This is a genomic window from Gordonia sp. LMA167 (assembly GCF_058130025.1).
The window spans coordinates 6,379,023-6,391,309 of the sequence record NZ_CM176708.1; the positions used below are offsets into that span (position 1 = coordinate 6,379,023).

Sequence of the window (12,287 nt, forward strand, 5' to 3'; positions counted from 1 at the left end):
GTGCCTGGCGGCTTCCCCACCTGCACCAATGTCCAATTGTTGACAATCCGACGATCGACCGTCACGGTGTACCCATGACCGTCACCACCGAAGCCATGCAGACCGCCCAGACCGCGACCTTGAGCCCCGCGCTCAAACAGGCCACGCCCGTCGTGGTCGACCATGCACTGGGCTCGTGGATACACGGCACCGACGGCAACGACTACCTCGACTTCACCACCGGTATCGGCGTCACCAGCACCGGCCATTGCCACCCGCGGGTCGTCGCCGCGGCGCAGGAGCAGTGCACGAAGATCATCCACGCCCAGTACACGACGGTGATGCATCCGCCGCTGCTCGAGCTGACCGAAAAGCTCGGCCATGTCCTGCCGCTCGGTCTCGATTCGGTGTTCTACGCCAACTCGGGCTCGGAAGCGGTCGAGGCGGCGATTCGCCTGGCCCGCATGGCGACGGCGCGACCGAACATCATCGTCTTCCAGGGCGGATTCCATGGCCGGACCGTCGCGGCGGCCAGCCTGACCACCGCGGGCACCCGATTCTCCGCGGGCTTCTCCCCACTGATGTCCGGTGTGCACATGGCGCCGTTCCCCTATGCCTATCGCTACGGCTGGGACACCGACACCGCCGTCGACTTCGCGCTGCGGGAGCTCGATTACCTGCTGCAGTCGCGGGTCGCCCCCAACGACACCGCCGCGTTCCTCATCGAACCGGTCCTCGGCGACGGCGGCTATCTGCCCACACCGCCGCGATTCCTGGAGGGCCTGCGCGAGCGCGCCGATCGCCACGGCATCCTGTTCATCCTCGACGAGGTACAGGCCGGCTTCGGCCGGACCGGCAAGTTCTGGGGCCACCAGCACGCCGACGGCTTGACACCGGACATCCTGATCACCGCCAAGGGCCTGGCCTCGGGTTTCCCGATCTCCGCGATCGCCGCATCCACCGAACTCATGAGCAAGGCCTGGCCGGGATCGCAGGGCGGCACCTACGGCGGCAATGCCGTCGCCGCCGCCGCCGCGATCGCGACCATCGACGTCATCCGTGACGAGGACCTCGTGGAGAACGCACGAATCCGGGGCGAACAACTCCTCACCGGCCTGCGGGACATCGCCGCGCGGTTCGACGCCATCGGTGACGTCCGCGGCCTGGGACTCATGGCGGGTATCGAGTTCGTGACCAGCGGCGACGACTCCACCCCCGCTCCCGACGCCGCCGCGGCCGCTGCGGTGCAGCAGGCCACCACCCGGCACGGTCTGCTGACACTGACGTGCGGTCCCGCGGGCAACGTGGTGCGCCTCATCCCGGCGCTGGTGGTCACCGAGGACGAGATCGCGACGGGTCTGGAACGTTTCGCCGCGACCCTGTCCGATGTGTTCTCAGGCGATACCCTCGGACAGAGATGACACATGTCAGCCTGACCGGATCGTCGACAGACCTCGAAGTCGCCGAGGCCCTCGCGGCCCTCGGCGTCGAGGTGGACACGTCCTCGCGTCGTCTCTCCGAGTACTCCTATGACGCCTCCAATTACCGGATACGCCCGGTGGCGGTCGTCTTCCCGCGCACCGACGACGACGTCGCCCGCACGGCGGCGCTGTGTCATGCCCATGGGGTCGCCGTGATCGCCCGAGGCGGCGGCACCTCGATGGGCGGCAACGCCATCGGTCGCGGAGTGGTCATCGACCTGTCCCGTCACATGACCCGCATCCGCGAGCTGGACGCGACGTCGGCGACCGCCATCGTGGAGAGCGGAATGGTGCTCACCACCCTGGCCGCGCAGGCCCGTGCGGCCACCGACGGACGGCTCACGTTCGCACCCGATCCGTCGTCGGCGTCACGGGCCACGGTCGGCGGCGCGATCGGCAACGACGCCTGCGGCAATCACTCGGTGCGCCACGGCCGTACCACCGATCACGTCGATGAGCTGTATCTGGTGACCGCCGACGGCGTGCGCCTGACCGCCACGCGCACCGGCGTGTGCGCCACCGACGAAACCGACGCCGCCGCGGTCGTTCGCGCTGCCGAACTGACCGAACGCCTGCGCGACCTCGCCGCCCGCAACATGGCCATCCTGCGCACCGACCTGGAGACCATCCCGCGCCAGGTGTCGGGATACCACCTGGCGAAGCTGTTGCCGGAGAACGGGTTCGACGTCGCCCGCGCCCTTGTCGGCAGCGAGGGTACGTGTGCGATCGTGGTCGCGGCCAAGGTACGGCTTGTCCCGGTGGCCGCCTCCCCGTTGCTCATCTGCGTCGGCTATCCCACCGTGAGCGACGCGGCCCGCGACATCCCCGCCATCCTGCCCTACGCTCCGTCGGCGGTGGAGGGTATCGACCGCAAGATCGTCGCGACGATGGCCGCCCGACGCGGCCGCGACACCGTGACCGCGCTCCCCGGCGTCGCCGACCCCACCTGCACGGCATGGTTGTTCATCGACATCGACGAACACAGCGCCGCACAACAATCCGAATCCGACGTCGCCGCCACGGCCAAACGCCTGCTCGACGAACTGCACGCCCGCGGCCGGATGATCGCCGGCACCACGGTCCCCGATCCCGCTGCGCGCAAGACACTCTGGCGCGTCCGCGAGGACGGCGCGGGCCTGTCGTCGCGGCTGGCCGACCCCGATGACGACAGCGTCGGCTCCGACTACGAGTCCTGGCCCGGCTGGGAAGACGCCGCCGTCGCGCCGGAGCGTCTGGCCGACTACCTCGACGACTTCACCGACCTCCTCGAACGGCACGATCTCACCGGGGTCATGTACGGCCACTTCGGTGCCGGATGCATGCACGTGCGGATCACCTTTGACCTCCGCACCGCCGACGGCCGCGCGGCCATGGAGCGCTTCTGCACCGACGCGGCACGCCTCGTCGTCGCGCACGGCGGTTCCCTCTCCGGTGAGCACGGCGACGGTCGTGCGCGATCGGCGCTGCTGCCGATCATGTACTCGCCGACGATGCTGGCGGCGTTCGCCGAGTTCAAACAGATCTGGGACGCGCAGGGCATCCTCAACCCCGGCTCCATCGTCGACCCCGCCCCGATCACCGACGACCTCGCGCTCGCCGGGGTACCGGAGCGGCGCTGGCAGACGATGTTCCACCTGGGTACCCCCGATCCGGCAGCAGTCGGCTCCGGCGCTCCCACAAATGCGCCCCAGAAAAGCGTCCTCGGCAGCAGCGCGGTTGACACTATGTCGACGGCGGGCGCACAGAGGGCGGATTTGCGGGGCGCTTTTCCGGAAGCCGCGGCAAACGAGCCCACCACCCATGCGTCACTCGACCCGTTCGTCCACGCCGTCCAGGGCTGCATCGGCGTCGGCCGGTGCCGCGCGTCGTCCGGCGGAGTGATGTGCCCCAGCTATCGCGTCACCCGCGACGAGAAGGACTCCACCCGCGGGCGTGCCCGCGTCCTGCAGGACATGGTGCGCACCGCCCCCGACATCGAAACCGGTTGGCAGTCCACCGATGTCGCCGAGGCGCTCGACCTGTGCCTGTCGTGCAAGGCATGCTCCACCGACTGCCCCACCGGCGTCGACATGGCCACCTACAAAGCGGAGTTCCTGCATCACCACTATCAGGGTCGACGACGTCCCCTGTCGCACTACTCACTGGGCTGGATGCCCGCCTGGCTCGGTGTGGCCGGCACGCTCGCGCCGGTCATCAACGCGTCGCTGAAGAGTCCGTTGCGCCGCGTCGCCGCCCGCGCCGGAGGCCTCGACCCCCGTAGGAGCATGCCGCGTTTCGCCACCCGGCGCGACCGCACCCGGCATCTGCGTGATCTCGCTCCGGTGACCGCGGCCACCGACACCGTGCTGTTCGTCGATTCGTTCACCCGCGCATTCCGACCACAGGTGGCCACCGCCGCCGCCGAGGTGCTCGGCGCCACAGGTCAGACGGTGGGCTGCACCAGCGACAACTGTTGCGGACTCACCTGGATCTCCACCGGGCAACTCACGCGGGCACGAAAGGTCCTGTCCCGCACCGCCCAGAACCTCGACGACGGCACCGACCGCCCGATCGTCGTCCCCGAACCGAGCTGCGCGGCCGCCCTGGCCAAGGATCTGCCCGAACTGGTCCACACCGACGCGGCACGACGAGTGGCCGCACGCGTGCACAGCTTCGCCGATCATCTGCCGACTCTCCTCGCTCAGGGCTGGCGGCCGGCGAACCTACCGGAGGCGGTCACACTGCAGACCCACTGCCACGAGTACGCGGTGTTCGGCGCACGCACCGGCGCAGGCGTTCTCGAGGCGATGGGCGTCGAGGTACACACGGCCGACGGATGTTGCGGTGTCGCCGGCAACTTCGGCTTCGAGCGCGGGCATTACGAGGTCAGCGTCGCGGTTTCGGAGAACGCCCTGGCACCGGCGCTGCGATCGGCGCCCGAGCGCCCGGTGATCACCGACGGCTTCAGTTGTGCCATGTCCGTCGACCACCTGTCGGCCACCGACCCGGCCATCCGCTCGACGGGCCTGCATCTCGCCGAGCTGCTCACCCGGCCCGCCCCACCCCCGCCGACAGAACCCGACTTCGCGCCAACAGAACCCCAGCTCGCGCCGACAGAACCCAAAAACTCGCCGACGGAACCCCAGCTCGCGCCGACAGAACCCAAAGACTCGCCGACAGAACCCAACCGCCCACCCACAGCACCCCCCACCTCGGAAGGAGCGTGACCCGATGACGGCCACCATCTCACCCAGCGACGCCACCCAGAGGATCGCGCGCATCCACACCGACCTGTTCATCGACGGGCAGTGGACGCCGGCCGCCTCGGGCGCCACCTTCGCCGTCGAGAATCCCGCCACCGGCGAGGAACTCGCCCAGGTCGCCGACGGTGACGCCGACGACGCCCGCCGTGCCCTGGCATCGGCCGCGGCGCATCAGGCCGAATGGGCCGCGACATCGCCGCGCTCACGCAGCGAGATCCTTTATCGCGCCTACCAACTCATCATGGACCGGGTCGACGAGATCGCCGCGGTGATGACCGCCGAGATGGGCAAGCCACTGGCCGAGGCGAAGGGCGAGGTCGCCTACGGGGCCGAGTTCTTCCGATGGTTCGCCGAGGAGGCCGTCCGCATCGACGGCGACCACACCACCACCGGCGACGGCGCCAACCGCATCATCGTCAGCAAGCAGCCCGTCGGACCGTGCGTGCTGGTGACCCCGTGGAACTTCCCACTCGCCATGGGCACCCGCAAGATCGGCCCAGCCGTCGCCGCCGGTTGCACGATGGTGTTCAAGCCGGCCGAGCTGACGCCCCTGACCGCACTGCTGCTCACCGAGATCCTCACCGAGGCAGGACTTCCCGACGGTGTGCTCAACGTCGTGACCACCACAGACCCCGGCGCGGTCGTCGGCGAATGGATGACCTCCGGTAAGGCACGCAAGGTCAGCTTCACCGGCTCGACGGAGGTCGGCAAGATCCTGCTGGGCCAAGCCGCCGGAACGGTTATGCGCACATCGATGGAGTTGGGCGGCAACGCACCGTTCATCGTCTGCGCCGACGCCGACGTCGATCGCGCCATCGACGGGGTGATGGTCGCGAAGATGCGCAACATGGGACAGGCGTGCACCGCGGCGAACCGGATCTTCGTGCACCGCAACGTCCTCGGTGAGTTCAGCGAGAAGCTCGCGGCACGGATGGGCGCCCTGAAGGTCGGCGACGGTGCCGCCGACGGCACCCAGGTGGGCCCCCTGGTCGAACAGAAGGCGGTCGACAAGGTCACCGCCCTCGTCGCCGACGCCGTCGACCGCGGTGCCCGGATCATCTGCGGTGGTGAGCGTCCCGACGGTGCCGGACACTTCTACCCACCGACGGTGCTCACCGACGTCGATGCCGACGCCGACCTGATGCACACCGAGATCTTCGGACCGGTCGCCGCCATCATCCCGTTCGGCGGCGACGGCAGCGATCCGGCCGCCGACGACGACGAGGTGCTGCGGCTCGCCAACGACACGCCTTGGGGCCTGGTCGGTTATCTTTACACTCGCGACATCGATCGTTCCGACCGGCTTTCCACCGATCTCGAGGTCGGCATGGTCGGGGTGAACACCGGCCTCGTGTCCAACCCCGCGGCCCCGTTCGGCGGCGTCAAGCAATCCGGACTCGGCCGCGAGGGCGGACGGCTGGGCATCGAGGAGTTCCTCGACGTGAAGTACGTCGCGCGCCCCATCCCGAAGCGCTGACCGCGAGAGTCCAGCGCTCACCGACATTCTGACCGACAGGAGACCAGAGGATGTACCTCGGCGCTCAGCTGTTCACCGACAGCGAGTACGAACAGCGCCTGACCCGTGTCCGCGAACTCATGGACCGGCAGGGACTCTCGGCGATCATCGTCACCGACCCCGCGAACATCTTCTATCTGATCGGCTACAACGCGTGGTCGTTCTACACCCCACAGATGCTGTTCGTCCCGATCGAAGGCGAGATGGTTTTCTTCGCCCGCGAGATGGATGCCCATGGCGCACACCGGACCACCTGGCTGCCCGAGGATCAGATCGTCGGCTACCCGGAGAGCTATGTGCACCGGCCGCACGTCCACGCCTTCGACTGGGTGGCGTGGGCGCTGCGCCAACGCCACCTGATCGCACCGGCCTCACGTGCCGGATCGGTGGGTCTGGAGATGGACTCGCACTTCTTCTCCCCCAAGGCGTACCGGGCGCTGTACAACGCGATCCCGGAATGGAAGCTGGTGGACAACTTCGAGCTGGTCAACTGGGTGCGTTCGGTGAAGTCCGACGCCGAGGTCCAACTCATGCGCCAGGCCGGGATGGTGTGCTCGGAGGCGATGCGTGCCGCCATCGAGACCATCGAGGTCGGTGTGCGGCAATGCGATGCGGCCGCGGCGATCTCGCAGGCCCAGATCACGGGGACTTCGGAGTTCGGTGGTGATTATCCCGCCATCGTGCCGATGATGCCCACGGGCGCCGCCGCCGACACCCCGCACCTCACTTGGCATCAGGGCACCTTCGTCGATGACGAGGCCGTGGTCATCGAACTCACCGGTGCGCACAACCGGTATCACTGCCCGCTTGCGCGCACGGTCTCGCTGGGCTCTCCCTCGAAGGACCTCGACTACGTCGCCAAGGCCACCGCCGAAGGTCTCAACAACGTCCTCGACGTCATCCGCCCTGGTGTCGCCACGCGTGAACTCGCCTCCACCTGGAACTGGACGCTCGCCAAATACGGGTTGGAAAAGCCGTCACGCCTGGGCTATTCGATCGGGATCGGCTACCCACCCGACTGGGGTGAGCGCACGATCAGCATCCGCTCCGAGGACGAGACCATCCTGGAGACCAACATGACCTTCCACATCGTCTGCGGAATGTGGATGGACGACTACGGTTTCGAACTCTCCGAGTCGGTTCGGGTCAGCCCGACCGGCGTGGAGACGTTCACCAGCTTCCCGCGCGAACTCATCCGAAAATGACCCGCTCCCTCACGGCGCCGACTTGCGAACGTCACCCGGTCCCTGAGGTGTCACGAAGGGCCGACCGAAACGAAAGAGGTGAATACCATGACCGCCACCACTGATCCCACCACCCACGACCTGCATGACATCCGACGGTCGGCGCCCACCCTGCCGCTCGCCGGCCGGGCCAAAGACCTTGTGGGGTCCATGATCGACTCCTCGACGTCGCTGCTGGCCTCGCAGAAGCACGACATCGTGCGCTTCGCGATGGGCTCGCCCGCCGACGAGGCGGTACCGGCCGACGAGTTCCGACAGATCGCCGGCGAGATCCTGGACCACACGTCGTTCACCTACGGCGCCACCGAGGGCGAGCCACGGCTGCTGCAGCTGCTCGTGGACTATCTCGCCACCACGCCCGACCCGTCGAGCCACGAACGTCTGGTGATCACCACCGGCGGCATGCAGGGCCTCGACCTCGCCTGCAAACTGTTCGTCGATCCGGGTGACCTGGTGATCGTGGAGTCGCCGACCTACACCAACGGCAGCGCCACCGCGCTCTCCTACGGCGCGCAGCTGCTCGAGGTGCCGACCGACGCCGACGGCATGCAGGTGGACACCCTCGAAGACCTGGTATCGCACACCCATCAGACGCCGAAGGCGATCTACACCATCCCGACCTTCCAGAACCCGTCCGGCGTCACCCTGTCCGAGGAGCGCCGCCGCGAACTGCTGCGCCTTGCCCACAAGTGGGGCGCGATGATCATCGACGACGACCCGTACGGGTTGCTACGGTTCGCCGGCACCGACATCCCCACGTTCCAGACGCTGAGCCCGCAGGACCCGCTGGTCTTCTCGGTGCGGACGTTCTCGAAGATCCTGGCTCCCGGATGGCGGGTGGGCTGGGTGGACGCCGATCCGTCGCTGCGACAGCTGCTCATCAACGGCAAGCAGGCGATGGACACCTGCACCAATGTGCCCAACCAGCACATCGTTGCCGAGTACATCGCCCGCGGCGGCCTCGAAGATCACCTCGCCGGCATTCGCACGCTGTACCGCGAACGCAAGGAGGCGATGATCGACTCGATCAGCCGGCACCTCGGCGATCGGGTCGCCACGACGAATCCCGACGGTGGGTTCTTCCTGTGGCTGACCCTGCAGGACGAATTCGCCGAGATCGACACCCGCGAACTGTTCGAGGTCGCGCTCGCCGACGGCGTCGCGTTCATCCCGGGTCCGGCACTCTCCCCCGGCGGGCGCTTCCGCAACGCGCTTCGCCTGTGCTTCGCGTCGAGCACTCCCGAACGGATCGAGGAGGGCATCCGCCGGCTCACGGCCAGTCTCGAGAAGATGGCTCATACTGGATGACGAAACGTGGTGAAAGAGGTGGCGAGGTGTCCCTGACCGAGGCCGAGGACGGCGTGTTGTCGCACATCAACGCCGACACCGTCGCCATGCTCACCGCCGGCCTCGTCGAGGCGCCCAGCGAGAATCCCGGCGGCACCGAGGCAGCAACCGTCGAAGTACTGGAAAAGGCCTGCCGCGCGGCCGGTTTCTCCGTGGAGACACACGAAGTGGCACCCGGACGGCCGAATCTGATCGCCACGATGACGGGCGGCGACGGGCCCGGCCTGATGCTCCTGGGTCACTCCGATGTCGTGCCGGCGGGTCCGGGCTGGACCGCCGACCCGTACCGGGCGCGCTACTCCGACGGCCGCATCTACGGACGTGGCACCACGGACATGAAGGGCGGGCTGGCCGCTGCCGTCGTGGCGATGCAGGCGCTCTCGCATGCGTCCGCGTACGGTCTCGATCTCACCGGGCCGGTGCAACTCGTCTGCACGGTCGACGAGGAGGAACACGGCATCGGGGTCCGTGATCTCGTGTCGCGGCCCACCGAGCAGGCGTTCGCCGGTTGCATCGTCGCCGAGCCCACCGACCTGGAAGTCGTGCGCGGCTGCCGCGGCGCATCGTATCTGGAGATCGACATCATCGGCCGCGCAGCCCATTCCGGCCGCCCGGCCGATGGCCGTAGTGCCATCAATGCTGCGGCATCGATCATCGATCTGATCCGCTTCGACCACGATCAGCTGGCCATGACCGCCGACGAGCTACTCGGCTCCGGAACCTGGAACGTGGGCACCATCCATGGCGGCCAAGGCATCTCGGTGGTCGCGCCGATGTGCAGTCTCGGGATCGACCGACGTCTGATGCCCCATGAGGATGCGCAGACGATCGCTGCCGAACTCCGCGACGCGATCGCGCAGTCCGCCATCGACTCCGACGGGGTCTCGGTGGATGTCCGGGTGACCATGGAAATGCCTGGCTTCGCCACCGATCCGACGCATCCACTGGTCACCACCACGGTGGGAGCCCTCACCGATGCCGGCGCGTCCACCTCCGTCGGCGGGTGGAGCGCCGCGTGCGACGGCGGGTTCATCGATCGCGATCTCGGCATCCCGTCGATCGTGTGCGGCCCCGGCGAGATCCACACCCAGGCTCATCAACCCGACGAGTCCGTCGCGATCGCCGATCTCGACACCGCCGCCCGCGCCTACGCACTCACCGCGCTGCGCTTGCTGGGGCGCGCGTCAGCCTGATCGTCTGACAGACATCTGAGCTGTCGCCGGGCACCTTCCGCGTACGGAAGGTGCCCGGCGACATATGAGGTGGATGCCGGCAGGAGCCAGGCCGACTACGCGGCCATCGCGAGATCTCGTTCCTTCGAGGGCACCTCGGTACCGCGGATGGACACACCAGCGGTCTCCTTGAGGAACACCAACGACACCATGCCGATCGCACACGCGATCATCATGTACAGCGCCGGGAAGAGATTCCATCCCGTGTTGTTCACGACCGCGTCGTTGACCAACGGAGCCGTGCCGCCGAACGCGGCCGTCGCCACGTTGTAGGAGATCGCGAATCCCGCGTAGCGCACCTGAGTCGGGAACATCGCCGGGAAGGTCGCGGAGATCGTCGCCAACTGCGGGATGTAGAGCAACCCCAGGATCACGAACCCGATGATGGCCCAGGCGAACCCCTGGCCCATCAGCCAGTACAGCGGTAGCGCCAAGACGAACAGCCCGATCAGCGAACCCCACCACATCGGTTTTCGCCCGGTGCGATCCGACCATCGTCCGAAGAACGGGATCACCGCCATCATCACCAGCTCGCCGATGAGGATCACCGTCGTCCCGGTGTCGGTACTCATACCGATCGTGTTCTCCAGGTACGTCGGCTGGTAGGCGAGCAAGGTGTAGTTCGCCACATTCAGCGCGATGACCATGCCGAACATGGTCAGAACCGGCTGCCAGTACCGCTTCACGAGGTCCACGAGCTCTTCCCACGGCGACCCCTCGAGCTTGTGTTCATCCTCGAGTTCCTCGAACACCGGCGACTCGTCGACCTGACTACGCAGGTACAGACCGACCAGACCCAGTGGGAGCGCGAGGAAGAACGGCAGGCGCCAGCCCCAGGTGGACATGGCGTCGTCGCTGAGGATCAGGTCGAGACCCAGCACGACGGCCGAGCCGAGCACGAAGCCGGCGAGCGTGCCGAACTCCAGGAAGCTGCCGTATCGGCCGCGCTTCTTGTCCGGCGCGTACTCCGCCATGAACGTTGCCGCACCGCCGTATTCGCCACCTGTGGAGAAACCTTGGATGACGCGGAGCAGGATCAGCAGAACGGGTGCCCACACCCCGGCCACCGCGTGTGTCGGCAGCACACCGATGAGGGCGGTGGCTCCCGAGATGAGAACGATGGTCAGTGCCAGAACGGATCTACGTCCGATGCGGTCACCGATCGGGCCCCAGACGAATCCACCCAGCGGGCGCAGCACGAACGAGATCGCGAAGCCGAGCATGGTGCCGAGTGTGCCCATGTCGCCGGGAAAGAAGGCGTCGGTCAGATAGGTGGCGGTAGCGGCATAGACACCGTAGTCATACCACTCGGTTGCGTTACCGATCGCGGAGGCGCCGATGGCCTTCCGCAGGATCGTTTTCCCCTCTGGGGATTCGGGGTCGGGTCTGATATGAGCAGCGGCCCCTGATGGGCTTGCATTCGTCATCTGTGCCTTCCTCAGGTCGGTTCGGCCAGTTGTCTTGTGCTGTTGTCACATCAGTGGCGTGTACTCGGCAGCGAGTGGGCCACGCGGCATGGCCGCGGGTCACCCCGCCGAGGCGTCGGCAAGATCCGGCGGCGACTCGCCCACGAGGCGAAGCAAACCGTCGTTCATGTGCTCGATCATCAGTGAGTCGGCCGCCGGCGCGTCTCCCGCCGCGATGGCGTCCACCAATGCCTGGTGTTCTTCTATGCGTTCCTTTCCCGAGGAATACGTTCCCCGCATAGCTCGCAGACACATCCGGGTCTCCACCAGGATCGTCTCATGTAGTCGCGAAAGGCGCTGGCTGTGAGCATGTTCCACCAAGGTCTGGTGAAACAGCATGTCCGCCTCGGCCATTTCGGCGCCGTTCGGTTCGTCGATGAACTCGCGCATGTCGGAGACCGCTTCGTTGAGGTCGTCCACTGCCGCTTGTGCTCCGTTGTTGATCACCTGCTGTACTGCCGCGCGTTCCACCGCGGTCCGCGCCACATACATGTCGCGGATGTCATCATCGTCCATCGAGACGACGAACAGACCGCGGTTGCGGTGACTGACCAGCAAACCCTCGGCAGTGAGGCGCTGCATCGCTTCGCGCAGCGGCCCGCGGCTGACCCCGAGGTCTGCGGCCAGACCCGACTCGGTCAGCTGCGAGCCTGGCGGGAAGTCGCCGCTCGCAATCGCGTCGTGCAACTTCCGCGCAATGATTGCAGGCGTCGACTCCTGCACCAGCGGCGTCAGAATTCTCTTCCGCCTTTGGCTACTGCTGTCCTGCGAAACACTCAT

General features: G+C 67.3%; 8 protein-coding genes. 6 read left to right on the plus strand and 2 right to left on the minus strand.

Annotated elements, in window-relative coordinates:
- Positions 1 to 74: 74 nt before the first annotated feature.
- The 6 genes from ACVT6V_RS28640 to ACVT6V_RS28665 all read left to right on the plus strand — a co-directional run bounded on the left by ACVT6V_RS28640 (position 75) and on the right by ACVT6V_RS28665 (position 10,002).
- The gene (locus ACVT6V_RS28640) at positions 75 to 1,400 is read left to right on the plus strand and encodes an aspartate aminotransferase family protein (protein WP_489897434.1); all 1,326 of its coding nucleotides are present in this window, start codon (positions 75 to 77) and stop codon (positions 1,398 to 1,400) included.
- Complete coding sequence (locus tag ACVT6V_RS28645) at positions 1,397 to 4,666, plus strand: FAD-binding and (Fe-S)-binding domain-containing protein (protein WP_489897435.1); 3,270 nt, start codon at positions 1,397 to 1,399, stop codon at positions 4,664 to 4,666. Before ACVT6V_RS28640 ends, ACVT6V_RS28645 begins: the two co-directional genes overlap by 4 nt.
- A gap of 4 nt (positions 4,667 to 4,670) precedes the next feature.
- On the plus strand, positions 4,671 to 6,179 hold the full coding sequence (locus ACVT6V_RS28650; RefSeq protein ID WP_489897436.1) for an NAD-dependent succinate-semialdehyde dehydrogenase: 1,509 nt from the start codon (positions 4,671 to 4,673) through the stop codon (positions 6,177 to 6,179).
- A gap of 50 nt (positions 6,180 to 6,229) precedes the next feature.
- Positions 6,230 to 7,423 (plus strand): M24 family metallopeptidase, encoded by a 1,194-nt coding sequence (locus ACVT6V_RS28655; RefSeq protein WP_489897437.1) that lies wholly within the window; start codon positions 6,230 to 6,232, stop codon positions 7,421 to 7,423.
- A gap of 87 nt (positions 7,424 to 7,510) precedes the next feature.
- Positions 7,511 to 8,770 (plus strand): aminotransferase-like domain-containing protein, encoded by a 1,260-nt coding sequence (locus ACVT6V_RS28660; RefSeq protein ID WP_489897438.1) that lies wholly within the window; start codon positions 7,511 to 7,513, stop codon positions 8,768 to 8,770.
- Between the two features lie 86 nt (positions 8,771 to 8,856).
- On the plus strand, positions 8,857 to 10,002 hold the full coding sequence (locus ACVT6V_RS28665) for a M20 family metallopeptidase (RefSeq protein ID WP_489901054.1): 1,146 nt from the start codon (positions 8,857 to 8,859) through the stop codon (positions 10,000 to 10,002).
- Between the two features lie 95 nt (positions 10,003 to 10,097).
- Here the strand turns inward: ACVT6V_RS28665 and ACVT6V_RS28670 are convergent, their stop codons facing one another.
- Both ACVT6V_RS28670 and ACVT6V_RS28675 read right to left on the minus strand, forming a co-directional pair.
- Entirely contained in the window at positions 10,098 to 11,468 is a 1,371-nt protein-coding gene (locus ACVT6V_RS28670) for an MFS transporter (RefSeq protein WP_489897439.1), read from the minus strand.
- A 99-nt stretch (positions 11,469 to 11,567) separates the two neighbouring features.
- On the minus strand, positions 11,568 to 12,287 hold the full coding sequence (locus ACVT6V_RS28675) for a GntR family transcriptional regulator (RefSeq protein ID WP_489897440.1): 720 nt from the start codon (positions 12,285 to 12,287) through the stop codon (positions 11,568 to 11,570).

Excerpts from the sequence above, each read along its gene's own strand:
- ACVT6V_RS28640 (WP_489897434.1), top strand. The coding sequence starts at position 75 with ATGACCGTCACCACCGAAGCCATGCAGACCGCCCAGACCGCGACCTTG.
- ACVT6V_RS28645 (WP_489897435.1), top strand. The coding sequence starts at position 1,397 with ATGACACATGTCAGCCTGACCGGATCGTCGACAGACCTCGAAGTCGCC.
- ACVT6V_RS28650 (WP_489897436.1), top strand. The coding sequence starts at position 4,671 with ATGACGGCCACCATCTCACCCAGCGACGCCACCCAGAGGATCGCGCGC.
- ACVT6V_RS28655 (WP_489897437.1), top strand. The coding sequence starts at position 6,230 with ATGTACCTCGGCGCTCAGCTGTTCACCGACAGCGAGTACGAACAGCGC.
- ACVT6V_RS28660 (WP_489897438.1), top strand. The coding sequence starts at position 7,511 with ATGACCGCCACCACTGATCCCACCACCCACGACCTGCATGACATCCGA.
- ACVT6V_RS28665 (WP_489901054.1), top strand. The coding sequence starts at position 8,857 with ATGCTCACCGCCGGCCTCGTCGAGGCGCCCAGCGAGAATCCCGGCGGC.
- ACVT6V_RS28670 (WP_489897439.1), bottom strand. The coding sequence starts at position 11,468 with ATGACGAATGCAAGCCCATCAGGGGCCGCTGCTCATATCAGACCCGAC.
- ACVT6V_RS28675 (WP_489897440.1), bottom strand. The coding sequence starts at position 12,287 with ATGAGTGTTTCGCAGGACAGCAGTAGCCAAAGGCGGAAGAGAATTCTG.